Below are 25,115 nucleotides of genomic sequence, written 5' to 3' on the forward strand. Positions count from 1 at the left end.
TGTGCAGCTTACTAATCTTCGTTAAGCTGATTGCTATATAAACATTTAGTGGTATATTTGTTAATTAATATGCATGAAATTTTAAAAAGTGTCAACAATTAAAAAATTTCTAACGAATAAAGTGTTTTATTCATTGAGCATTTTGCATATTTTTTGACCCAAGAGCCATAAGGATTTCAAAGACATAAAAAAGGACTTCACCCCTAAAATGTAGAATTTTTGAAGTGACGAAACAACAAAAAATTCAAAAGGAGGAAGTCACTTTGTATATTCTACAAGAAAGCCTATTTTCCTTTGAAGAACTGCAAAAATTAGAGTCAAAAGAGAAATTACCTATCTTTTTTAGCTCGCTTGATTTACGCCCTTATGCTAAACAGTTGAGAAGTTCTTCACCCCGAGGGGCTGACGGTCATTCCAGAGAAGGGATTCTAAGGGCTCTCATCGCTGCCCCACTCGAAGGCATCGACACCTTTACCGCCCTTCATCATCGATTGGATAAAGACCTTCGTTTCCGTTATCAATGCGGTTTATCGATTGATCGCCCCGCACCGTCTATCTCCACTCTCAGCCGGGTTTTTGCAGCACTTACCAAAAAAAAGCTGGCTGAAAAGATCTTCCTTGACTTGGTACAGTTAGCTCAGGAGGAAGGAATAATTGACGGCAGCCACCAGGCCATCGACAGTGCCGCCATTGATGCCTATGAAAAGAAACAGCCCAAAAAGCGTAGTGAACAAACGGGTAATGCCAATTGGGGCGCAAAATATGATTCCTTCGGCAATAAAATTACCTGGTTTGGCTATAAGATGCATCTTTCAGTCGATACCGCAAGCGAACTGCCAATGGCCATAAAAGTAACCCCTGCCCATGTGAACGATGGAGAAGTCGCACCAGAATTAATCGAGCAAGTGGCAGAGCGTACCAAATCCAAAATTGAATTTCTGATCATGGATGGCGGATATGACCAACTAAAAAACTATGAATCAGCCAAAAACATTGGAGCGCAAGCCATTATCCCGCTCAATTTGCGCAACGAAAAAGAGCCTCCTGAAGGGATTTCTTCCAATGGAACTCCGCGTTGTTCCATGGGTTATGAAATGACTTATTGGGGAGCTGATAAGGACCAGCTCAAGTTCAGATGTCCTCACGCAACCGGCAAAGTGGATTGCCCATTAGGAATGGCAGCCTGTTCATCTTCCAACTATGGAATGGTGGTAAAAGTCGACATCAAAAAGGATGTGCGCCGATATTCCAATCCGCACCGTGATACAAAACGTTGGAAAGAGCTTTACAACGAGAGGACAAGTGTAGAACGCTGTAATTCAAGAATGAAAAGCTACCTTACGGCGAACTCCCTACATGTATGGGGAATTGAGAAAGTAAAGAGCCATATTTACCTGAACGCTATTGTATTACTTGTTTCAGCGCTAGCGATGGCAAAGGAAAATAAAGGGAAGAAAGCCGCTTAAAAAAATTCAATGTGAAAAATTCTGCAGGTATGCCCAAAAACAGGATTATTGTAATATTTTGTAAAATAACATGCTGGTAGCTATTTGTCGAGTGCTTTATTTTTTATACTTTTATCCAAAAAATCTAATTTTGCAAAATGCTCCATTAAATAATATACAATAATTTATAAAAATTTAAAAAATAAAGGGGCAAACTATCAATGTATATTGAAGTAGGAAATGGAGTAGACATCATAGGAGATATCCATGCATGTTTTGATGAATGGATTCAAATGTTGCATCAATTAGGTTACGAAAAAAATGAACAAGGATTATACGCTCATCCAAAAGGGAGAAAAATTATTTCTCTTGGAGATATCATGAGTAGGGGACCAAAATCGATTGATACGATGAAATTTTTTTTAAAACATTACAATGTAAACACGTATATGATTGATAGTAATCACGGTTGGAAAATTGCCCGTTGGCTAGATGGAAGAAAAGTGCAGTTAAAACATGGTGATGAAAAAGTAGAAGAAGAATTTAATCAATATGAAAAAATACATGGTATAGAAAAAACAAAAAAGTTAAAAAATCAATTCAAAGACTTACTAATGAACGTACCTTCACATTATATCTTAACAGATCAAGGGCATCCAAAAGTCGTTTGTGTGCATGCAGGTATACGAGAAGAATTTATCGGTAAAGAATCCAATAGAATCAAAAATTTTTGCCGCTATGGCGATGTTGCTGGCATGGACGAACAAGGGAAACCAATACGTCGTGAGTGGTATAAGCAATATAAAGGTTCATTGCTTGTTATTTGGGGCCATGAGCCAAAACCAGAGCCGCTAATTATGAATAATACAATTAATATTGATCAAGGAGTTGTTTTTGGAGGGAAGTTAACGGCTTATCGGTATCCTGAAAAAGAATTTGTATTTGTTCAGGCTAAAAGAGACTATTCAGGTGCAAAAGAGAATCCTTTAAAATAAAGAAAAATAATACCCATCAAACCTTATAGAAAAGGTTTTGAAGGGTATTTTTAGAAATATATAATAAACCTATATAAATAACGAATTAACTTAATGGATGATTCCTAAGTTAATAAATTATGCCGCTTGTTTTGTATACTTATTTAGTAAATAGTCTAACTGTTGGCTGCAATTTACTACTTTTGGATGGGTGAATCCTAGTTCTTGTGCTTTTCGATACATATCTTTTCTTTTTATTTCTATTACAACTTTTAACACTTTTTTATACAGCGTGTTAAACATTTTTATTCCTCCAGTAAATATTGTTCATAATTTGATATTTTTCATATATGGTGTTGAAGCTCCTTCATTGTATACTATTTAGATTAAAAAAAATGTCGGATTGTGGAGGAAAAATAGATTTTCACAAATTTGTCACAATTTAATAGGATTAACTAATAGAAAATGGGGTATATATCTTTGTTGTAGGTAATAATATAATTCAATGAAATCTCATCCAAATCCAAAGTTGAAGGGGATGAGATATTGATTATAAGTGATGAATTTAGATTAGAGAAGGGGATTTCTAAATAGGATTGGGCTCTTGAAAAGTTGATTTGAATCGCCTCTCTTTACGACTGATAGCAAAGCATACAAACTTAGAAAAATAGCGACGATTACGTTTGATGTGACCATTAAAAGGGGAAAGAATTATATTTATAAGTAATTGAGCCTGACCAAAAAGTTTTGCTCTTTTTGGCCAGGCTCTCTTTTATTAAATGACTAAATGTAAGAATACTCATTAATTTGTGAATGATAAGATTGCTTTATTTTTATATACTTCAAGTGTACGAATTGCTTCTTCTTTAGAGTCATATTCGAAACAACGGAAAGAGTCTGCATCAAAAACTGTTACAACCCACATAAAAAATGCCTCCTTAATTTACCAAGAAATAATTTATTTATAATCTATTGTCAATGACTATAACTACTCATTATTTTGTATAGGACAAGTACGCTGAATGACCGAATTTTTGAAGTGCTAATGTTGCTTCATTTTTTTCAATAAATTCAAAGATACGATAAGAATTTTTTTCAAATACAGTAAGCACCCACATCTTGGGATCAAACTCCTTCACAAAATAATTTTGTTATATAACAATTTGCTGCTTTCTAATAAACAGTTAAATTGTTATATATCAATTTCAAATTCATTGTACACCTAATATATGAGAAAGAAAATAGAAAGTGAATTATTTCACAAATTGTTCAATATGATGACGTTTTCATCAGAAATTTACAAAAATTTATGAATATACATTTTATTAATAAAATTTACTATTAGTTTAAAATCCAGCGAAAATGTAACAATTCGCTGGATTGTTGGTACAATTTATTCAAGAATACGTTTATAAAATTCTTTTGGAAATTCAATACCTAAATTTTCGAATTCTTTTTCCGCTTCTTCAACAATTTGTTTCACTTTTTCTTTTGTCTCTTCATCTAATTGTGGTTCTTTTGGCATTTCAACGCCCAATTCCTTTAATTTTTCTTCTGCTTGCTCTTTCGTAATGGATCCACTTTTCATTTGTTTCATAATTTCCTTTACCTTTTGCTTTGTTCCCTCATCTAGTCCATCGTAAATTTTACATTTCTCATCTTTAGGGGAGATGACGCCTAAATTATACAGTTTTTCATCTGCCTGTTCAGAAGTAATTTTACCTTCTTCTAATTCCTTAATAATTTGTTTTACTTGTTCTTTCGTTTCTTCATTTAATTGAGAATAGGTTAGATGTGCATTTAAATGCGGAATTTTCACACCTAAATTTTCTAATTCAGAATGCAAATCATTTAAGATTTTATCCACTTGTTGCTTTTTTTCATTATCCAACTGTTCATATTCCTGTAAAAATTTTGAATGATAATGAGCTTCTGCTCCTAAAGGGAACAATAAAAGTCCAAAGGTTAAAAGGAAAGTGAATAGATAAAATCTTTTTTTCATGTTGATCACCTCACAAAGATTTTAGCTTTCAATATTTTTAACCTTACACTTTTATCGTTCCCAAAATTCGCAAATAAAAAAGTGACGTTTATTGGTATATTCAGCAAGAAAAAGCATAAAAAAAAGGAGCATTATTTGCTCCGAATAATGATTGCTAATATTTATGAAAATGACTTAAGCTACAAGAGTCAAGTTTGTGAAGGAAAGGATTGCTGGCAATTGTAACTCTTCCATAGCTTTAACTGCTTCTTCTTTCGTTTCGAATTCATAAATGCGGAAATTTTCTTCCTCAAATAGTGTGACGACCCACATCATTAACGCCTCCATTATATTTATATATCAACTTTGATTTCATTGTACTCCTTTTCAATCACATAAAGAAACGATTAGTGAAGTATTTCTCATTTTATTCATAAAATCACTAGCATTGCACTAATTAAATCTGATGATTCAAAATACTAAGAATGTTCAATTTTTTATTGATTTCGAAACAAAAAAATCCTTTACAATGGAAGTACAGGTGGTTCCTGTCCAAATCCAATCGTAAAGGATAAACGTTATGGACAAGAATACACTAATTTCATCATTTGGTAAATGGGTTTCACCCATAAATATTCAAAAACTTAGCGAACAAGTCAAAGAATTGAAACAGGACTATTACACAAAAAAGCTGACAACAGAAGCCTATATTAAACTTTTATTGGTAGCCCAGCTGCTCGAATTTAAGAGCTTAGAGGAAATGAGTGATGCACTTGTAGACGAAGATCTTCAAAAAGCACTCGGATTTGAATCGATAAGTGCCTCTCAGCTATCCCGAAAAAACAATCAGATCAACCCACTAATTCTTGCAAATTTGTTCTTGGATCTTGTTTGGAAAATTCAACGGTACCATTATAAAACCGGAAAGAATATGCCACTGAAAATCATTGATTCAAGTACACTCCCGTTGAATTTGACCAATTATAAATGGGCAAAATTCCGTAAAACAAAAGCTGGTGTAAAGCTACACTTACGGCTCGTTTTCATGGATAAAGACACCGTCTATCCTGAAAAAGCAGTGATTACGACAGCAAAAGAACATGACCGAAATCAACTCGAAGTCCTAGTGGATGATAAAGAAGCCATGTATGTGTTTGACCGCGGTTATGTGGACTATGAACGTTTTGATCGGATGACAGATGATGGCTATTTCTTCGTTTCAAGACTGAAGAAAAACGCAGTCATTCGTGAAGTCTATACATTTTCACTTCCTGATGATTGTCACGTTCTATCCGATAAAATGGTCTACATTGGTACCACACAAAATCGTACTGAAAATGTCTTTCGTCTACTAGAAGTTATGGACACAAAAGGGAACTTACTTCGTTTCATCACCAACCGATTTGATTTAAAACCAGAAGAGATAAGTGATATTTACCGATCTCGCTGGGCTATTGAACTCTTTTTCAAATGGCTCAAGCAACACGTAGAAATTAAGCACTTTTATGGAATGAGTGAAACAGCTATTCAAAATCAAATTTTCTTAGCCCTTATCACGTATTGCTTACATGTTCTCATTCAATTGGAGATGAAAAGTAAGAAATCTCTACTTCGAATTACTCGTTGGTTAAAGAGAGCTCTGTGGAAACCAGCTTATGTTTGGTTGCGAAAATTTGATGGGCGAGCCAGTCCATAATCTCCCTTTTGTCGTTGTCGCTCTGGTTTAACTGTATATATTTACCAAATGGGCAGTGCCACCTTTCTTTAGGTTTTGTCTTTTTGGCACAAATTCACAAAAATTAATTAACAGAAAATTCTAACTATATTTATGCAATGCTAATGTCATAAAATATTTTTCACAAAGTTAACAATTATTTTTTTAAATAATTATCAAGGGAAATAATTTTTTCATCTTCTGTAGGAGGCTGTTTTGACATAACATCTTTAAAAAAATCGAATTTTTCCTTATGACCAATGTACATATTAAAGTTGCGGTGGGACTGGTTCATGAAAATAATTTGATTTTTATTCATTTGATAACCTCCAAATGGACAGGAGAATTAAAAAGAAAGGGTTAAATATTTTTATTTGCTTTTTGAGTTTTATCGTGATTTGTTTTATTGTTTTTATTTTTTACTTTTGAATCGAATTCTTCTGAAATTTCCACTGTTGGATCTTCTGGATTTTCAGCATGACTAGTTGTGTTTTTATGCAAGTGTTTATAAGTTTCAAATGGATTGTGAGTTCTTTCGTTAATCGTTTTCTTATTATTTTTGCTCATATTCTTCACCTCCTAGCCCTAATTTGCTCTTATCGGGTTATTTTATAATTGGAACTTACTCGTAATTTTTTTCTAAAATATAATCCATTTTTTCTAACAATTGTGATTGAATTTCAATATCTTTCTCATATTCATTTTGAAACATCTGAAAGTTCATTACATCTAGATTGGGTGGTGCGTTATACATTTTTTCAAGCAATTTTTTTAACACGTTCAATTGCTGAATAACATTTTCTTTTAATGCAATGGTATCTGGATATTGAACATTAAAATTCATTAATTCACTCTTCAACTCAACTATTTTTTGTTGCATTTCTAAATTTTCTTCCATACCTCCTTCTAATACATAAAACGTTGTAAATTGCAATTGATTCATTTTCTCTTCTGATTTACTAAGGTGATCACTAATACAATCTACTAAAGGAAAAAATTTATCGTCTAATGTTTCATACAATGCTTCAAATTCTTTAGATTGAGAATAATCCGTAAAATATCCAGGAAAAAAAATAATCAAAAGAAATATTCCAATTAAGATGATGAACAACCATTTTTTCATTTCTTTCTCCTCGCTTCTAATTTTTATTTTGCGAAAGGGAAAAATTTTTATCCTAAAATGTTGGTTTATTGGCAATAGAATCATCATATGTTTATAAATTTTGGACAACCTAATGAACAATAAGAGAGGTGAACTGACATGATGATTCAAAAATCCTCAGAATGGAAAGAGGAGTTTGCACGTCGCCTTGAAAAGGGAGGCCCTTGGGATAATTGGATGCTATACAAAATGGCTTATGAGGTCGTAAAAGATCAATTAATTACAGATTTTTCAGGTTTACAAGCTCCGAAATTTTTAACAAACATACAATTTCTCGAACATCAAATAGATGCAGCAAGAACGGTTATTGAAAAAATGAATGGAAAGGCAATATTAGCGGACGAAGTTGGACTTGGAAAAACGATAGAAGCTGGTTTAATTTTGAAGGAATATATTCTAAGAGGACTGGTAAAAAAAGCATTAATCTTAGTGCCGGCATCATTACTTACTCAGTGGGTTGATGAACTGAACGCAAAATTTTTTATTCCTGCCATTGGTTGTCGAAAAAAGAATGTTCCCTTCGAACAATATGATTTTGTTGTCATGAGTATGGATATGGCTAAACGGAGTCCATATCGGGAAAAGATTTACGAACAGAACTATGACATGATTATTATTGATGAAGCTCACAAATTAAAAAACAATAAAACGCAATCATATCAATTTGTACAAGGATTAAAGAAGAAATTTTGTTTATTGCTAACTGCTACACCAATTCAAAATAACATTTTTGAAATTTTTTATCTCGTTTCCTTATTAAAACCTGGTCACTTAGGAAATGTAGAAAGTTTCCAATCATATTTCAAAAAAGGGAAAAATGGCTTACAGGAAGATGAATACTTAAAAGAATTAGTGAATCAAGTGATGATTCGAAATCGTCGGCAAGATACGGGCATTGAGTGGGTTGGCAGACATGTTGAAACAATTCCAATTCAATTTACTGATGAAGAAAAAGAAGTTTACGAAATGATTCAACAATTAAAGGAACGCACAAGTGTATTTGCCAATTCTTTTGCTATGACAACACTATTAAAAGAAATGTGCTCGAGTAAAGAAGCAGCATATTTAACATTAGTGAAAATGAAAGAGAAGATGCAAAGTAGAGATGAAATAGATTATATAGAAGAAATTATAGAGAAAATGTCCAATTTAGAAATCAATTCAAAAGCAGAAAAAACTTATGAAATTATTCAAAAGGCAAAAGATAAAGTCATTATTTTTACCGAATATAGAGCAACACAACACTATTTACAATGGTATTTATATCAAAAAGGAATTAAAAGTGTGTTGTTTAACGGAAAGTTTAGTAAAAATAAGCGAGATTGGATGAGGCAATTATTCAAAGATTACGCTGACGTATTAATAGCAACAGAATCAGGTGGCGAGGGGATTAACCTTCAATTTTGCCATCATGTTGTAAATTTTGATTTACCTTGGAATCCCATGAAAATTGAGCAACGAATTGGCCGGGTACACCGTTTTGGTCAACAATCAGATGTATATATTTACAATTTAGCTATTCAAAATACAATTGAAGATCGCATCATCGACTTATTAACAAATAAAATCGATGTCTTTGAAAAAGTTGTGGGAGAAATAGATGATATCTTATCAAACAAAGTGGAAGAGCCAATATACAATTCTCCAAGTTTTGTGCCAAATTTCCATTTTGAAGATTTCGGGTTAGAAGATCAGTTAGGCTTCACATAAATTTTCCAATGCAAACTTCTCGAATTGGGAGGAGCAAAAGAATGATAGCTGAACAAATCCATCATTATTTACGAACATTTTTTATAGAGACAAATTGTAAAATTGAAGATGAAACATCCGATTATTTAACTGTTCAATTAACAGCTGATATTGATAAACGTATAATGAATCGTCCTTTTTATTGGCAATTTATTGAAAGTACAAAAGGAGAGCCAAACCCATTAAAAGTAACCTTTATTACGAAACAAAAAGAGAATTTAAACATTCGTGGTGAATATATTCATTATGGGTCGATGCGAATGCATCAAATTTTTCAAGCCACGAAAGACTTAGGCTGTTTTGTTCAAATGTATGAGAATATTGAGGGAGCAAGTTTATTTCCATGGATTGGTGCAAATTTTAAAGTTTCTTATCATACAGACCAAACAAAGGAATTGCTCTTTTCTTTAGGAATTAACTTAATTCATGGCAGCGTCAAAAGTGACTTCCAAGATATATTATGTGCGTTGCAGTTAACGGATGAATTGCCAAAAAACGCATATTGCCTACCTTATATTGTTTCTCCAATGAGGGCGATTGAACGTTTGGAAACAGCAATTGAAAATTATATTGCAAATGATGATTTATCTTGGGCGGATGAGGCAAAAAAACGATGGAAAAGGGAACAAGAAATATTAGATCATTTTTATGAAGATGTAGAAAACAAACCAGAAATTTATGAAATAGAGAAAAAAGCGTTAGAAGAGCGATTTCAACCTCGAATTAAAATTGAAATCGTTAGCGGGGGACTGTTTTACTTAAAATAAATGAAATCATTCTAATTTTCGTAGTACTAACCAAAGCTATGGTAAGTACTACTATTTTTTTGCGGCTTGGACTCTCCGCTCCCCACTCATGCAAGTATGTATTTTTAATCAAGCTCTATTAAGTTTATAAACAAGGGAATGGTGCTATATAGCATGACCGAAGTATAAATCAATCATCTATTTGGTTAAGTTAAATAAAAAATGGAAAAATGGGTGGGGAATATTGATGAAGTTAAACTATTATATTGTGATTTTTTTGCTATCATTGTGCCTTGGTGTAGTTGGTTATCTATCTTATCAAAAATCAACTATTGAACAATCACCAGGAGAAAATGACTATACATTCAAAGAAGTTTCTTATACTGATGAAGAAAAAAAGATTTCAAAAGAATTAGAAGTTCATGCTTGTGAAAAAGGAACAATGCAATCACCTATACAAATTGAATACAAGAATGTTCTTCTTGAAGATGCCCCAAAAATCAACATACATTATGAAAAGGAACCTGTTGTACTAATAAAACAAAGAAATCAGTTTAAAGTATATTCGAAATCGAATACAAGTTTTATTTCGGTTGATAATGAACAATACAAATTTCATTCCTTCCATTTCCATTTACCAAGTGAACATCAAATCGAAAATCAAAACTATGATATGGAATTACATCTCGTACACGAAAATGAAAAAGGCGACCATGCTGTAATAGCGGTATTTATAAAATCTGGAGAAGAAAACGAAGCAATTAAAGAAATATGGAAGTTTATACAAGATGAAAATATGAATGAAAAAGAAATGGATTCATTCAATTTATTACAATTAATTCCTGAAGTAAGGGAAGGGTATTACTATTCCGGTTCTTTGACGACACCTCCTTGTAAAGAAGGGGTTGACTGGATTGTATTTGAAGAGCCAATCGAATTTTCAATTGAACAAATTACAATGTTTAGAGATGTTTTCGGTCATACGAATCGACCTATACAACCAACGAATGACAGGAAAATTTTTAAAATAACTATCAATTAAATATCCTAAAGATATTTCCTCAAACCATGTGAACGATTGACATTGAAAAGCACTTTATAAATATGTTGAATATTTTATGGTTCAATACAGCAAAGTTGTAGAACAATTTGTTTCTCATCTACTTTCTGAGCATTCATGTTTTAATCAGCTGTAGTAATAAAGTGAGGGAGTGATTCTACAGGTTGATTATTTTGAATTTTTTAAATGGTTAAAGAAAAAGGGGCGGTATCGCTCCTTTTTGTGTTAATTAAGCTCATAAATCGTTTTATGATTACTGTTTTAAAAATGCCTCACGTTATTGAATATTTTTGTTATTAAAGGAAAAAAATAACTAAAAAAGTGGTAATTTCCTTCATCCAGTTGCATAGTGAGGTGAATTGAATGATTATTAATATGTTAACTGTAATATTTGTCTTGATTTGTTGTATTGTAAGTTTTCTCCTTATGGTTTTCACAAAAAAAACTTTGTTGTTTCGATATATTCCAATAGTTATCATCACAGTTAGCTTCATCTTTATAACGATTAAATACTTCTTCTATTCATATTACTTGATAGTCACAAAATTATTTGATGGTGTAATCCTTGTTCTTTTCCTTACATTATGGTTCTTCATTATGATTGAACATGTCATTCTCGATTTCATTGAAGATTATTCAAACATCCGCTCATCTTTTCGTATCATGTATAATCGAATTAAGCGATTGAAGTTTCGTTATGTTCGATTACATTTCATAAAAAAAATTAAAAACCAAAGCCTACATTAGTGCACATATCGAATTGTTGAAGTAAACAGGAACAGGGAGGTTATATTCATGAAAATAACCATTGAATGGACGTATCATCATAAAGGATTGGAAACAACTTTTCGATCAGATGAAATGCCGCCAGTTCAAGCCCTATTGATTGCAGAAGAATTAAAGAAAACCGGAAAAGTAAAACATATGACCTTTATTGATCAATATGACAGTACATGGTCTGTTAAAGAAATAAAAAAATATTTAAAGGAAATCGAAACTGAGCCATCCAATGTGACAGTGTATTTTGATGGTGGTTATGATTTAGAAAGTCAAAAAGCCGGTTTAGGATTTGCCATATATTTTGAACAAAACGGAAAATCTTATCGAACTAGAAAAAATTTAATGCAACTTGGCTTAAAATCTAATAATGAAGCGGAATATGCGGCTTTATACGGAAGTATTCTAGAGTTAGAAATGATAGGCGTTCATCATCAAACTGTTCGATTCATTGGTGATTCACAGGTTGTTATTAATCAAATGAGTGGAGAATGGCCTATTTATGAAAAAGAATTAACAAATTGGGCGAATAAAATTGATGAAAAATTAAATCAACTAGGAATCAAATCTGAATTTAAATTAGTTTCGCGAAAAGGGAATGAAGAAGTCGATCGATTAGCAACTCAAGCATTGAATAATACCATAATTGAAGGAAAAATAGAGTTAGATTAATCGAGAAAAACTTGTGACATTCAATCTAGAATTTAAGTGATTTAGCTGTTTTATCTAGCAATCTTTTTAAATTCTATTAAATTATTTGAAAAAATAAAATGAAAATGTGTTATAATTTTCATAACAACAAAAAAATTATTAAATTTTGCAGGGGTGGCCTAAGTGCCTGAGAAGGTGATATCACCTAACCCTTAGAACCTGATGCAGCTAGTACTGCCGTAGGGAGCAAAATACCTTATCGTATGAATTTTATTATGATTATGTGTATTGTTGCTCTCCAAACTTGGAGAGTTTTTTTATTTCATATGATAATTGCAGGGGTGGCCAAGTGCCTGAGAAGGTGATATCACCTAACCCTTAGAACCTGATGCAGTTAGCACTGCCGTAGGGAGCAATGAAAGATTGTGTTCTATTTTCAAAGCTCTTTTGCGCCGTGCAAAGGAGCTTTTTTCTTTACATAAATTTTTACAATTATAGGAGGATATATATGAGCTTAATCAAAATAAGAAAAAAAAATCCATTAATTCATTGTATTACAAATACCGTTGTAACGAATTTTACTGCAAATGGTTTGCTTGCAATTGGAGCTTCACCAGTTATGTCAGATGAGCCATTGGATGTAGAAGACATGGTCGCTATTGCAAACGGATTATTAATTAATATTGGTACATTAAATAAAAATTCAGTAGAAGCAATGATATTAGCTGGCAAAAAAGCAAATGAACTAAACATTCCTGTCGTGCTTGATCCTGTCGGGGCGGGGGCTACAACATATCGTAAAGAAATTACAAAAAATTTATTAAAAGAGATTAAATTTGATTTAATCCGATGTAATGCTGGAGAATTAGCAGCAATTGCGGGAATTAATTGGCAAGCAAAAGGAGTTGATAGTGGAGAAGGAGAAATGGATATTACCCTTGTTGCTAAGGAAACTGCTCAAAAGTATGGTGCAATTGTCGCTGTATCTGGAAAAGAAGATTTCGTGACTGACGGTATAGAACACTATCCAGTTAGTGGTGGCCATGAGTTAATGACTCAAGTTACAGGAACAGGTTGTTTATTAAGTGCTATTTGTGCTGCAGCATTAACGTTGGATGGAGGAAAACTTGAAAATATTCGAAATGTATTAGCTGACTATAAAAAAGTCGCTGAAAATGCTTCGAAAGAAAAATACCTTGGTTCCTTCCAAGTTGAAATATTAAATGGATTACATCAAATTTCAAGAGGTGAATAACTGTGAATATTGTCTTGACAATTGCTGGTTCAGATAGCGGCGGGGGAGCTGGCATTCAAGCGGATTTAAAAACATTTCAGGAGCTAAATGTTTTTGGTACATCTGTCATTACCGCATTGACTGCTCAAAATACATTAGGCGTAGAAGGTATTTATCCTGCAACGTCTGAATTTGTGGAACAACAATTGAATACAGTTTTACAAGATTTTGAAGTGAAAGCATTAAAAACAGGTATGTTATTTTCTGCAGATATTATTAAAACGATTGCAAAAAATTTAATAGATAAAAATATTCAAATAGTCGTTGATCCAGTGATGATTGCAAAAGGTGGGCAAGCGTTATTGCAAGAAGAGGCCGTACAAGCGATGAAAAATGAATTATTGCCAATAGCAACCGTATTAACGCCTAATATTCCAGAAGCTGAGACAATCACAGGTATGAAAATTGAAACAGCAGATGACATTCAACAAGCAGCAGCAAAGATTTTGCAACTTGGTGTTAATTGTGTAGTAATGAAAGGCGGACATTTGGAAGGTCCATCTGCTGTTGATACGGTCTTTTTTCAAGACGGCTCTTTCTTTCAATTAAAATCAAAACGAATTGATACGAAACATACCCATGGAACAGGGTGTACTTTTTCTGCAGCTATTACAGCAAATTTAGGTAAGGGGCTTTCGTTAAAAGAGTCCGTTATCGAAGCGAAAAAATTTGTTCAAATGGCAATTGAAAATCCACTAAATATCGGACGTGGACATGGCCCAACAAATCACTTTGCTCACCGTTTTGGTGCTAAAGTAGAGGTGGAAATTGTTGAATAGAACGGATTTAGCTGTTTACTTCATAATGGGTACGGAAAATTGTAATAATGAGTCCCCGCTATCAGTGCTAGAAGATGCTTTAAAAGCAGGTATTACGATTTTTCAACTAAGGGAAAAAGGAAATGAACCGTTAATGGGAAAAGAATTAGAACAATTTGCAAGAGCATGTCGATCCCTTTGTAAGCAATATGGAGTTCCTTTTATTGTGAATGATGATGTGGATCTTGCATTAAAAATCGACGCAGATGGCATTCACGTTGGTCAAGATGATACACCGATAGAAGAAATTCGCGAAAAGTTTCAACACAAAATAATTGGTGTTTCCGTTCATAATAAAGAAGAAATGGTGAAAGCTGTCGAAGGAGGGGCAGATTATGTAGGGATTGGTCCAATTTTCGAGACGAAATCGAAGCCTGATGCCAAAAAGCCAGCTGGGGTTGATTTTTTAAAGGACGCAAGGAAAATGTATCCGAATTTCCCAATTGTCGGAATTGGAGGGATTACTCCATTCAATGCACATATGGTATTAGAAGCAGGAGCTGACGGAGTAGCAGTCATTTCCGCTATATGCAATAGCAATAATCGCAGTCAGACAGTCCAGCAATTTAAGGGAAAGTAACATCATAACAATAAGTAATTCTATCGTAACTTTTCTCAAAATAGAATAACAAAATTTAAAAATAAACTGAAAAAAAGGAATTTACATAATAATATAATTCGTTTATAATAGTAAACGTATTTGAATATGGAGCAAAACATGGTGGAGTCTGTCAACAAGGCTACCACCATGTCTTTTTTTTGCATCCATCTATTATTACAACAAGGGGGTAACTATTGTGGATGTATTTGAATTTATTTTACAAATTGTACTCGTGTTGCTCGTTGCGAAAATAGCTGGTCAAATCAGCATTCGCCTAGGACAACCATCCGTATTAGGCAAAATCATTGCGGGTATCGTTCTTGGGCCGGCTGTTCTTGGATGGATAGAACAAACGGAATTAATTCATGTGTTCAGTGAAATCGGAGTATTATTATTAATGTTCCTTGCTGGACTTGAAACAGACTTAGAAAGCTTAAATAAAAATGCCAAAGCAGCAACTCTAGTGGCAGTTTTAGGGGTCATTATGCCGATTTTAATGGGATGGGGAGCTGCACCAATATTTGGAATTCCAACTTCTGAAGGGGTCTTTTTAGGATTATTACTCGCAGCAACGAGCGTAAGTATTTCCGTTCAAACATTGCGGGAAATTGGATGGTTAAATAGTAGAGAAGGAGCTACATTACTTGGAGCAGCGGTTCTCGATGATGTAATTGTAGTAATTCTCATTGCTGTTGCAATTGGATTTTTTGTGGGCTCGGATACAAATATCGCATGGGTAATTGCTCAACAAATTATCTTCTTTATTGTCATTTACTTTGTTGGAAAATATCTTGTGCCGAAGTTTATGCATCTCTTTGAAGGATTTAAAATTACTGAACCGATTGTTACTGCGGGGTTAATATTATTGTTTGCCTTCGCTTATTTTGCTGATTTCCTTGGGGTATCAGGCATTATCGGTACATATTTCATGGGGGTTGCTATTAGTAGAACAAAATATGCAAAAGAAGTTGAACACGGTGTTTCACCAATTGCATATGGCATCTTTGTACCGTTCTTCTTTATTAACATTGGTTTACCAATGAGCTTTGATGGAATTGGAGATCAAATTGTATTTATTATTGTATTTTCTATTATTGCCGTGCTTTCAAAATTTATCGGTTGCGGTCTTGGAGCAAAAGTTTGTGGCTTTGGTTGGAAATCCTCCGCAGGTATAGGAGCAGGTATGATTTCCCGAGGAGAAGTTGCATTAATCTTAGCTTCCATTGGACTAACTGGCGGCATATTATCTCAAGAGTTTTATGGCGCAATGATTGTAGTCATCATTATTACGACTTTAGTAACTCCACCATTATTAAAGCTAATCTTCGGTAAACGGGAAGAAGCGCAACAAGCATAATAAATAATTAAAATAAAAAGGGGGCATATCAAAGTCATTTTGAGACGCCTCCTTTGCGGCTATCGCTTTCGCCGCAGATAAATTGCGACGAGGCGGCGCGTTTGATGTGACCACCGTAGGAGCAAAGTTTTTAAGAGAATATTACTATAAGAAGTAAGGCTGTTCAGAAAGTGTTCGACTCTGAACAGCCCCTTTTATTATTATATTTTAAATCTGCTTACAGTTTTTGATAATTCTTTGCTTAATTTGTTTAGTTCTTCTGAAGCTTCAGCAACAGAATGTATTGCTCTTAATTGCTCATCGCTAGCAGCACTTACTTCCTCACAAGCTGCTGCAGTTGATTGTGCTGTCATGGACATTTCCTCAATTGTTTCCACAACTCGATCTTTATATTTTATGATACTATCGATTTCTTCCGTAACAGTTTTAAAAGTATGTTCCATATTTAAAATTAACGATGATAGATTTTGGAATAGTATACTTGTATTTTCAACAACTGTTCCTTGTTCTTTGAATGTATCTTGCATTTCATTCATTTGTTTAACGACGGAAATTGCTTCTTGCTGCAATTCATGTATTGTTGATTTGACATGTTCCGTTGCTTTAGCCGATTGTTCGGCAAGTTTACGTACTTCTTCTGCTACAACAGCAAATCCTTTACCATGTTCGCCTGCACGAGCTGCTTCAATACTTGCGTTTAAAGCGAGTAAATTCGTTTGTTGCGAAATTTCAGAAATTGTATCCATCACAGATTCAATCGCATGAATTTTTTCTTCCAGTGAAGACACAGAGATAGACATATTGTGTAATTCTGATTTCGAATTTTCAAAGGAATTTAATAAATTGTCCATTTTCTCTTGTCCTTCAATATTCAATTCATTCGCTTCATTTGTAATTCCTTTGAGCGCTTTCGATTGCTCAGTCATTTGATTAATTTTGTCTCCTAATTTCCCAGATGATACAGTTACTTGATCTGCGTTTTCACTTGATTGTGTGGCGCCTATAGCTATTTCTCGCACAGCATTTGTTACTTCTACACTGGAAGCATTCGTTTCTTCAGCAAGGGCGCTTAAGTGATGAGAACGATCTTCCACTTGTCTTGAAGATGACTGAACTACTCCAATGATTTTTTTCATTTCTTCAAGCATGTTATTGAAATGATTTGCTAATTCACCAATTTCATCATGTCTCTTCGTATCGATATGTACAGTTAAATCGCCTTGTGCAACTTTTTCCATAGATGTACATAAGGAATAAATTGGTTTGATAATTTTTGAAATGCTGAAATACAGTACGAAAAAGATTGCGATTAAGATGATGAATGTAAATAAAATAATCATATTTTGAATGCTATTTGCTGTACTATGTAATTGTTTTACATTGTAAACAGCACCAACTGTCCATCCTAAAGTCGGAATTTTTTCATAAACAATCACATTTTCTTGATTATCAATTGTCGTTCTTAAAATATTTTTTTGATTTTCGTCATTTAAAATCTTTTCAACAAATTCTAGATTGCTTAAATTCTCCCCCGTTAGTGTCGGGTGAACAATAGCAACTCCCGAAGAATCGAAAATAATTGGATATCCTTCAAAGCCTAAATCGATTTTCGAGATTTCCTCTGTCAAACTTGATAGTAAAATATCTACTCCTAATACACCTAGAACTTTATTTCCTTCCACTACTGCTTTTGAACCTGCAATTGCGTATTCCCCGGTTGAAGCATCTACATACGGAGGGGACCATAACACTTCATTTGGGTTTGCAATTGCTTCAGTATACCATGAACGGGTATTTACATCTAAATCAAAAATTTCATCGAAATGTGGTTCAGTGATAATTTTATTTGCATCTGTAAAGTAAATGGACGAAGCAGAGTTGTAAATGGTTAAATATTTTTTTAATTGTTCCCGAAAAGCTTGATCCGCTTCATCATTAAACGTTGTTGAGTGATTATAATAATCTAATACACCTTGGTCTGAAGCCATTTTTAAAATGCTTTTTTCATAACCATCAATAAAAGTTGAAATGGAATTCGTTAATTCTTTAACTAGTACTTCACTTTGATCGATGACCGCATTTTCGGTTTTAGATGATATTAAGATGGAACTTGCTGTTGATAGGGAACCTAGACCAATTACAATGACGAGAAGTACTATCCCAATAATTTTCCATCGAATGGAAACTTTCATTTTTCAACCTCCAATTTACATATTATGACAATCTTCGAACTAAAGATTGTCGAATCTAGTAGTATTTACCGATTATATGAAACCATAAATTAATAAAAAATAATATACTACTTTATTCATATATTTTTTAATAAATTTTGGATATATTGAAATTTCCCATCATATAATTGATAAAACTATCTTTTTATTGCAAACATTTCAAAATTTTTACATAGAATTGAAAGGGTTGAATTTTGCGAATTTTTAGGAGAATATTATCAGAATTGTCCAAGAATTTTTAACTATATTAAATGATGAAAAAAAGTTTTCAAATGTATAACTTTTTAACATTACCTCAGCAAAATTTTTATATAGTAATTGTATTTATTGCTTTAATTTGGTACATTATATTAGAAATAAATATTCGTTTTTCAAATAAAATCCGTTAATATAGCATTCGCTGAGAGCTATATCACCACCTAATGTCTTTAAAAGGAGAAGACGTTTATTGGTTTCATTGAATATCTGAAACTACAATATATGTCGAATGTTGGTGGGAACTACTATTCAGCGTAAAGGCGTCCTCAATCGGGCATCTTTACGCTATTTTGTTGTAAGGAGGATGACTATGTCGCAACAAACGAACGATTTTACAAAATGGTATATCGACACAATTCAAAAAGCAGATTTAATGGATTATACGCCGGTTCGTGGGTGTATCGCATTTAAACCGGATGGCTATGAACTTTGGGAGCATATCCAGTCTGAAATGGATAAACGTTTTAAAGAAACGGGTCATCGTAATGCATATTTTCCAATGTTAATACCTGAATCTTTCTTCCAAAAAGAAAAAGATCATATTGAAGGTTTCTCTCCAGAACTACCATGGGTGACAGAAGCTGCCGGTGAAAAGCTAGAAGAACGTTTAGCACTTAGACCAACTTCAGAAACGATGATTGGTCATTTATATTCCAATTGGATTAAATCCTATCGTGATTTGCCAGTACTAATTAACCAATGGGCTAACGTTTTCCGTTGGGAAAAGAAGACTCTTCCATTTATTCGTACTTCTGAGTTTTTATGGCAGGAAGGTCATACAGCTCATGAAGATGAAGAAGATGCTCGCAAAGAAACAATGCAGATGCTTAATATTTATAAAGATGTTGTAGAAAATGTATTGGCCATCCCTGTGTATGATGGACAAAAAACACCGTCTGAACGTTTTGCAGGTGCTGTTGATACGTACTCCATCGAAGCAATGATGAAAGATGGTAAAGCCGTACAAGCAGGTACTAGTCACTATTTGGGAACAAAATTTGCTGAAGCGTTCAACATTAAATACTTAAACCGAGAAAATAAACACGTACACGTCCATACAACATCATGGGGAACATCTACTCGTTTAATCGGTTCTGTTATCATGGTTCATGGTGATGAAAAAGGATTAGTTTTACCGCCAAAAATTGCACCAACACAAGTAATTTTAATTCCTGTTGGACCATGGAAGAAAAATCCTGCAATCATTGAAAAATTAGATGAAATCTTTAAGGCTCTAAAAGATAAAGGGATTCGAGTACGATTAGATGATACTGATCAATCACCAGGATTTAAATTCAATGAGTGGGAGTTAAAAGGAGTACCTGTTCGCATCGAGCTAGGACCACGTGATTTAGAAAACAACCAAGCAATCTTAAAAGCTAGAGATGAAGACGAAAAAATCACAATTTCTCTCGATTCTGTTGTAGAAGCAGTAGAGAAAGAATTACAAACAATGCAAAAACGTCTATACGATAAAGCAAAAGCTTTCCGAGATGCAAATTCTCATTTGCATATTGATACGTTAGATCAATTAAAAGAACATATTGAAAATAGCGAGAAAAACGGAACAATTCCAGGATGGATACTTGCAGGTTGGTGCGGAGATGATGCATGTGAAGCTAAAGTAAAAGAAGAAACAAAATTTACTTCACGCAATATTCCATTCAACCCACCTACAACGAAACACACTTGCATTCATTGTGGAAAAGAAGCAAAACATACAGTATGGTTCGGAAGAGCATATTAATTGCTTACGTAAGTAAAACGAGGCTGTTGAAAATTTACAGCCTCGTTTTTTAGTGCGCCTGGCATGGGTGTAATCTATAGGGTGTAAGTCCCGAACTGTGAAGGCAGAAGTAACAGTTAGCTTAACGCAAGGGTGTCCGTGGTGACGCGGAATCTGAAGGAAGCTGGAGGCAAAACGCCAGCTATTTTCTATTTAAACCTGGTTCTAAATAATCCATTGATACGATAACTAATCCTCGCACCAAAAAAACAGAACACCTCAAATTAAAACACGTACTTCCTATAAAGGATTGCTAATATTTACCTGACTTATTTTTTAAAATTTAGAATAGAGGAAGTAAAATAAGTATATAAAAAGCGAATTGAGAAACCGATGTGTTTTCCAATTCGCTTTTTATAATTAATTATTTATTGATGTTTTTTTTGGAATTCGTACATGAAATCGCGTAAAGCTATGCAAGCTTCTATTGGTACGGCATTATATGTAGATGCTCGACAACCACCAACAGAGCGGTGGCCGTTTAACCCGACAAAACCAGCAGCTTTTGCATCAGCTAAAAATTGCTTTTCTAATTCCTCATCAGCTAATCGGAACGTAATATTCATGAGAGAACGGCTATTTGGTTCCGCATGTCCTTTATAAAATCCATTGCTTTCATCAATAACATCATAGATATATTTTGCTTTTTCTTCGTTGCGTTTCTGAATTGTCTCAAGTCCGCCTTGATTTTCAACCCAGTTTAAAACTTCTCCTAACATGTAAACACCAAATGTTGGAGGAGTATTATATAAAGAATTTTTATCCGCATGTGTTTTATATTTTAACATAGTCGGTATTTCTGAATTTGCTTGTTCAATTAAATCTTTGCGAATGATGACTACCGTCACACCAGAAGGTCCTAAATTCTTTTGAGCACCTGCATAAATAATGCCAAACTGATTCACATCGATCGAGCGAGATAAAATGTCGCTTGACATATCTGCAATTAATGGAACATCTCCTGTATTCGGGAATTCTTTCCATTGTGTTCCATAAATTGTATTGTTGGATGTAAGGTGAACATATGCATCGCTTGCATTAAATTGAATATCTTCAATACTTGGAATATTTCGATATTCATTGTCTTTCGTACTAGACGCTACGACTGCATTACCGAATAGTGTTGCCTCTTTCAAAGCTTTTTCTGACCAAGATCCTGTTAAAATATAGCTAGCTGTTTTGTCTTTTGTTAAGAAGTTCATTGGAATCATCGAGAATTGAAGACTTGCTCCACCTTGTAAAAAGAGAATTTCGTAATTATCAGGTATGGAAAGGAGCTTTTTCAAACGGTTGATTGCATTGTTATGAACTTCATCGTAATCTTTACTTCGATGGCTCATTTCCATAATGGACATGCCAGATCCGTTATAGTTTACTAGTTCTTGTTGTGCTTTTTCTAATACTTCTAGGGGTAATGCTGAAGGTCCTGCATTAAAATTGTATGCACGTTTGTTTGTACTCACGATAAACACTCCTTGAAATTGCAATATAGTTTGATTATATACTCTTTTCCATAAAATCGAACAATATTTTTATAAGAAATAGTGAAATATTCCGATATTCATAAAATTTATGTTAAATTGATAAAAATTCTGCAATTTCGAATTTCATTTTCTGCTATGTTATTTTTCTATTACGAATATAAAGGAGCAATTTGAATGACTAGTTATTATGAAAAAAATAAAAATCATTACATGAAGAAATTAAAAGAATTTGCGCCCGAACAGTTTAAAGCCTTTTCTAGATTTGATGGAACGGTTTTTAAACCAGGGGCATTAACGAAAAAAGAAAAGGAAATCATTGCAGTCGCCATTGCCCATGTCACAAAATGTCCCTATTGTATAGATGTTCATACAAAAAAAGCAAAGATTGCAGGAGCATGTCAAGAAGAACTTATAGAGGCAATATTTGTTGTAATGGCAGTTGAAGCAGAGACAACCTTAAATCAACATGAACATTCTTTGAATGATAAAACAGAGTCATTCAAAGCGAAACTTCAACCATACTTTAATTTTTCTCAAGTTGTCATGGGAAAAGGTTTTTTAACTGATGGATTTAAAGAACTGCTTGCTATCGCAGTTGCTCATGCAATCCACTGTACACAAAGCATCAATTCCCACACAAATAATGCAATCAAACTAGGGGTGTCAGAGGAACAAATTGCTGAAGCAATACTAGTTACAGCGGCTTTAAAAGCAGGAAGTGCTTATGCACATTTACTGCATATTTACGAAAGTTATAACGATTAATAAAGCAGTGAAAGGCATCACAATATACAATTTAATCACTAAATAGAAGATAATGGAGATAATATGTTTAGCGTGCCATATAACGTGATAAGAAAATGATATGAGACTCTACACATTTTTCTAATGTAGAGTCTCTTTTTGGTGCGCCCGGCATGTACATGAACTATAGGGTGTAAGTCCCGAACCCCGAAGACAGAAGTAGAGGTTAGCCAAGAGCAAGGGTGTCCGTGGTGACGCGGAATCTGAAGGAAGCTGGAGGCAAAACACCGGTCCGAGGAACACGAACCTCATATAAGGCTAGGTATGATTGAGTGAGTTTGCCAAACAAAACAAAGCTCTTTCTGTCGAAGGTCATATCGAGTAAATGAGGCGGATAGATGGTGTGAAAGTGCATGTACTTACCCGGGGAGGTCTGGCGGATAGGTGAAGTACGCTTCATAACCTACTTAGTGATAAGTAGCTGAACCGTCAGAAGTCAGCAGAGGTCATAGTATTAGTTGGTCTAGAACAACTGAGAAGGACCGAACAATTAAGAGAGAATAGCCCTTGGCATTCAGTGAGTCATGATGAACACAGAAAACGTAGTACCTCACTTGAGGAAGGAAGCGGTGAATCCCGTGGGAGACCTCTTGGAGGGTGGAGTGACCACTGGCATAAGAAGACAAGCTATTCACGGAAGTTATGAAAACTTGCGTCAATTATCTTAATTGAACCGCCGTATACGGAACCGTACGTACGGTGGTGTGAGAGGACGGGAGTTAATCGCTCCCTCCTACTCGATTAGATTATTGCAAGTTCATAAAAAATATAAAATTTTTGTATTAGAAAATGTAGCATGTGAAATTTATCTTATAAATAATGATAAAAATTCTATTGTTTTATTTCATGACCTATGAAAGAAATCAAAGGAAAGTAGGGGGATTGCTGTGACTATTATTGTATCTATACTCTTTTATGTTATTCCTGCATTATTAATCATTTGGTTTATGGTGAGTGTGGTTTCTGCATTAAGGCATAAAAATAAAATATTAGAAGCAATTTTAGAAGAAATAAAAAAGAAGAACTAATCAATTTTAATTTATAGTAAAATTATAGCTCATGAATGATAAACTATTTTTATAAATAAAATGTTAAAGGGTTGGGAGCATGTGTTTAATACATTTTCATTATCAAGAACATCCAATTTACAAATTAATTGTTGTAGCAAATCGGGATGAGTTTTATGATCGCCCGGCAAAACCTGCACATTTTTGGGAAGACGAACCAGATATTTTGGCAGGTAGAGATCTTCTTCAAATGGGTACATGGCTCGGAGTATCTAGAAATGGTCGTTTTGCAGCTATTACGAATTATCGTAATCCGAGTTTACCTGCAAAGCCTCGTTCACGCGGAGAAATTGTACGAAATTTTTTGAAGGATACGAGGCATCCAAAAGATTTTGTAGATGAGTTAGTAACAACTAAAGATTATTACGGTGGATATAATGTCATTGTTTGGCATGAGGGGCATTTATTGCACTATAATAATATCTTTAATGAAATAAATGAAATACAACCTGGGACTCATAGCATCAGTAATCATACATTAAATACTCCGTGGCCAAAAGTTGTTAAAGGAAGGGCACGCTTAGCAGAATATATACAAAATAATACCGGAAAATTAAATATCGATGAATTATTTGAAATTGTCATGGACCGTGAAATCGCTCCAGATGAGCAGTTACCAAATACAGGTGTTGGGTTAGAGATGGAAAGAAATTTATCATCTGCATTTATTCAATTACCCCATTATGGCACTCGTTGTTCAACCGTCTTATTAATAGATGAGGATCGGAATATAACTTTTGTGGAACGAACATTTGATAAAGGTAAATTTCTTTTCGAAAAAAGTTTTCATATAAAAATAGAAAAAATTTAAATATTAATCTATGCACTTGTACCTATCCCATTCATCGTTTCCACATAAACTGGAGTATCGAATGATGAGGGAGGGATATCCATGGGCTATTACGGAGGATGTTATGGTGGCCATTATGGAAATAACTTTGCTTTATTAGTAGTATTATTTATCCTACTTATTATTGTAGGTACACATTTCAAACGTTGGTGTTAATTTTCTAAGAAAGACTGATTCTAAAGAATTTTTACTTTAGAATCAGTTTTTTATTTCTAAGAAAGTTCTAATCAATTAAGATTAAGAATAAATAGAAAATATTCATTTGATTATTTTGAAATTTCAATAAAGTATCTATTTACATACCTT

27 protein-coding genes and 2 riboswitches are annotated in these 25,115 nt (G+C 33.7%); of the genes, 17 read left to right on the forward strand and 10 right to left on the reverse strand.

Annotated elements, in window-relative coordinates; all coding sequences use genetic code 11:
* The first annotated feature begins 263 nt into the window (after positions 1–263).
* Complete coding sequence (locus UtA1_RS10985) at positions 264–1,466, forward strand: transposase (protein ID WP_096550413.1); 1,203 nt, start codon at positions 264–266, stop codon at positions 1,464–1,466.
* Positions 1,467–1,666: 200 nt separating this feature from the next.
* Positions 1,667–2,440, forward strand: a complete 774-nt coding sequence (locus UtA1_RS10990; protein ID WP_016837827.1) for a metallophosphoesterase — start codon at positions 1,667–1,669, stop codon at positions 2,438–2,440.
* A 117-nt stretch (positions 2,441–2,557) separates the two neighbouring features.
* Here UtA1_RS10990 and UtA1_RS10995 read toward each other — a convergent pair whose 3' ends face one another.
* The 5 genes from UtA1_RS10995 to UtA1_RS17195 form a co-directional block, all read right to left on the reverse strand.
* Positions 2,558–2,722 (reverse strand): aspartyl-phosphate phosphatase Spo0E family protein, encoded by a 165-nt coding sequence (locus UtA1_RS10995; protein ID WP_016837828.1) that lies wholly within the window; start codon positions 2,720–2,722, stop codon positions 2,558–2,560.
* A gap of 499 nt (positions 2,723–3,221) precedes the next feature.
* A complete protein-coding gene (locus UtA1_RS17835) occupies positions 3,222–3,344 on the reverse strand; it encodes a hypothetical protein (protein WP_016837829.1) in 123 nt (40 codons plus the stop codon).
* 70 nt (positions 3,345–3,414) lie between these two features.
* Positions 3,415–3,537, reverse strand: coding sequence for a hypothetical protein (locus UtA1_RS17840; RefSeq protein WP_016837830.1), 123 nt, complete (start codon positions 3,535–3,537; stop codon positions 3,415–3,417).
* 275 nt (positions 3,538–3,812) lie between these two features.
* Positions 3,813–4,421 (reverse strand): hypothetical protein, encoded by a 609-nt coding sequence (locus UtA1_RS11000; RefSeq protein ID WP_096551047.1) that lies wholly within the window; start codon positions 4,419–4,421, stop codon positions 3,813–3,815.
* Positions 4,422–4,595: 174 nt separating this feature from the next.
* Positions 4,596–4,736 (reverse strand): hypothetical protein, encoded by a 141-nt coding sequence (locus UtA1_RS17195; protein ID WP_172597785.1) that lies wholly within the window; start codon positions 4,734–4,736, stop codon positions 4,596–4,598.
* A gap of 244 nt (positions 4,737–4,980) precedes the next feature.
* On the opposite strand from UtA1_RS17195, the gene UtA1_RS11005 reads away from it, so the two are divergent.
* Positions 4,981–6,096 carry an IS4 family transposase gene (locus tag UtA1_RS11005; RefSeq protein WP_096549683.1) on the forward strand — a complete coding sequence of 372 codons (1,116 nt, stop codon included), beginning with the start codon at positions 4,981–4,983 and terminating at the stop codon, positions 6,094–6,096.
* A gap of 175 nt (positions 6,097–6,271) precedes the next feature.
* Here the strand turns inward: UtA1_RS11005 and UtA1_RS17200 are convergent, their stop codons facing one another.
* Genes UtA1_RS17200 through UtA1_RS11015 form a run of 3 tightly spaced genes read right to left on the reverse strand, consistent with a single transcriptional unit; the run spans position 6,272 to position 7,237 of the window.
* Positions 6,272–6,433, reverse strand: coding sequence for a hypothetical protein (locus tag UtA1_RS17200; RefSeq protein WP_168412189.1), 162 nt, complete (start codon positions 6,431–6,433; stop codon positions 6,272–6,274).
* A 41-nt stretch (positions 6,434–6,474) separates the two neighbouring features.
* Complete coding sequence (locus UtA1_RS11010; RefSeq protein WP_096551049.1) at positions 6,475–6,681, reverse strand: hypothetical protein; 207 nt, start codon at positions 6,679–6,681, stop codon at positions 6,475–6,477.
* A 55-nt stretch (positions 6,682–6,736) separates the two neighbouring features.
* On the reverse strand, positions 6,737–7,237 hold the full coding sequence (locus UtA1_RS11015; RefSeq protein WP_016837835.1) for a hypothetical protein: 501 nt from the start codon (positions 7,235–7,237) through the stop codon (positions 6,737–6,739).
* A 138-nt stretch (positions 7,238–7,375) separates the two neighbouring features.
* Here UtA1_RS11015 and UtA1_RS11020 point away from each other — a divergent pair, with 138 nt between their 5' ends.
* From UtA1_RS11020 to UtA1_RS11055, 8 genes are all read left to right on the forward strand, one after another.
* A complete protein-coding gene (locus UtA1_RS11020) occupies positions 7,376–8,986 on the forward strand; it encodes a DEAD/DEAH box helicase (protein ID WP_050988838.1) in 1,611 nt (536 codons plus the stop codon).
* Between the two features lie 41 nt (positions 8,987–9,027).
* Complete coding sequence (locus UtA1_RS11025; protein WP_096551051.1) at positions 9,028–9,792, forward strand: YqhG family protein; 765 nt, start codon at positions 9,028–9,030, stop codon at positions 9,790–9,792.
* Between the two features lie 226 nt (positions 9,793–10,018).
* Positions 10,019–10,813: a carbonic anhydrase gene (locus tag UtA1_RS11030; protein WP_016837838.1), complete on the forward strand. Its 795-nt coding sequence runs from the start codon at positions 10,019–10,021 to the stop codon at positions 10,811–10,813.
* Positions 10,814–11,626: 813 nt separating this feature from the next.
* Entirely contained in the window at positions 11,627–12,280 is a 654-nt protein-coding gene (locus tag UtA1_RS11035) for a reverse transcriptase-like protein (protein ID WP_016837840.1), read from the forward strand.
* Between the two features lie 139 nt (positions 12,281–12,419).
* Positions 12,420–12,522, forward strand: a riboswitch (TPP riboswitch).
* A 64-nt stretch (positions 12,523–12,586) separates the two neighbouring features.
* Positions 12,587–12,688, forward strand: a riboswitch (TPP riboswitch).
* Positions 12,689–12,767: 79 nt separating this feature from the next.
* The gene (gene thiM / locus UtA1_RS11040; RefSeq protein ID WP_016837841.1) at positions 12,768–13,514 is read left to right on the forward strand and encodes a hydroxyethylthiazole kinase; all 747 of its coding nucleotides are present in this window, start codon (positions 12,768–12,770) and stop codon (positions 13,512–13,514) included.
* A 2-nt stretch (positions 13,515–13,516) separates the two neighbouring features.
* Positions 13,517–14,332: a bifunctional hydroxymethylpyrimidine kinase/phosphomethylpyrimidine kinase gene (gene thiD, locus UtA1_RS11045; protein WP_096551053.1), complete on the forward strand. Its 816-nt coding sequence runs from the start codon at positions 13,517–13,519 to the stop codon at positions 14,330–14,332.
* Complete coding sequence (gene thiE, locus UtA1_RS11050; RefSeq protein ID WP_016837843.1) at positions 14,325–14,951, forward strand: thiamine phosphate synthase; 627 nt, start codon at positions 14,325–14,327, stop codon at positions 14,949–14,951. Before thiD ends, thiE begins: the two co-directional genes overlap by 8 nt.
* Positions 14,952–15,168: 217 nt before the next feature.
* Positions 15,169–16,329, forward strand: a complete 1,161-nt coding sequence (locus UtA1_RS11055) for a cation:proton antiporter (RefSeq protein ID WP_096551055.1) — start codon at positions 15,169–15,171, stop codon at positions 16,327–16,329.
* A 200-nt stretch (positions 16,330–16,529) separates the two neighbouring features.
* Here the strand turns inward: UtA1_RS11055 and UtA1_RS11060 are convergent, their stop codons facing one another.
* Positions 16,530–18,521 (reverse strand): methyl-accepting chemotaxis protein, encoded by a 1,992-nt coding sequence (locus tag UtA1_RS11060; protein ID WP_096551057.1) that lies wholly within the window; start codon positions 18,519–18,521, stop codon positions 16,530–16,532.
* A 607-nt stretch (positions 18,522–19,128) separates the two neighbouring features.
* Between UtA1_RS11060 and proS the strand changes: the two genes are divergently transcribed.
* A complete protein-coding gene (gene proS / locus UtA1_RS11065) occupies positions 19,129–20,565 on the forward strand; it encodes a proline--tRNA ligase (protein WP_096551059.1) in 1,437 nt (478 codons plus the stop codon).
* Between the two features lie 407 nt (positions 20,566–20,972).
* Here proS and serC read toward each other — a convergent pair whose 3' ends face one another.
* The gene (gene serC, locus UtA1_RS11070; RefSeq protein ID WP_096552506.1) at positions 20,973–22,070 is read right to left on the reverse strand and encodes a 3-phosphoserine/phosphohydroxythreonine transaminase; all 1,098 of its coding nucleotides are present in this window, start codon (positions 22,068–22,070) and stop codon (positions 20,973–20,975) included.
* Positions 22,071–22,262: 192 nt separating this feature from the next.
* Between serC and UtA1_RS11075 the strand changes: the two genes are divergently transcribed.
* From UtA1_RS11075 to UtA1_RS11085, 5 genes are all read left to right on the forward strand, one after another.
* Positions 22,263–22,853, forward strand: a complete 591-nt coding sequence (locus tag UtA1_RS11075) for a carboxymuconolactone decarboxylase family protein (RefSeq protein ID WP_096551061.1) — start codon at positions 22,263–22,265, stop codon at positions 22,851–22,853.
* A gap of 563 nt (positions 22,854–23,416) precedes the next feature.
* Complete coding sequence (locus UtA1_RS17205) at positions 23,417–23,560, forward strand: hypothetical protein (RefSeq protein ID WP_172597780.1); 144 nt, start codon at positions 23,417–23,419, stop codon at positions 23,558–23,560.
* 219 nt (positions 23,561–23,779) lie between these two features.
* A complete protein-coding gene (locus UtA1_RS17210; RefSeq protein WP_016838037.1) occupies positions 23,780–23,920 on the forward strand; it encodes a hypothetical protein in 141 nt (46 codons plus the stop codon).
* Positions 23,921–23,999: 79 nt separating this feature from the next.
* Positions 24,000–24,770, forward strand: coding sequence for an NRDE family protein (locus UtA1_RS11080; protein WP_016838039.1), 771 nt, complete (start codon positions 24,000–24,002; stop codon positions 24,768–24,770).
* Positions 24,771–24,851: 81 nt separating this feature from the next.
* Positions 24,852–24,965, forward strand: a complete 114-nt coding sequence (locus UtA1_RS11085; protein WP_016838041.1) for a YjcZ family sporulation protein — start codon at positions 24,852–24,854, stop codon at positions 24,963–24,965.
* The last annotated feature ends 150 nt before the right edge of the window (positions 24,966–25,115 follow it).

The sequence above is a fragment of the Ureibacillus thermosphaericus genome (genome assembly GCF_002370195.2).
Classification (GTDB): domain Bacteria; phylum Bacillota; class Bacilli; order Bacillales_A; family Planococcaceae; genus Ureibacillus; species Ureibacillus thermosphaericus.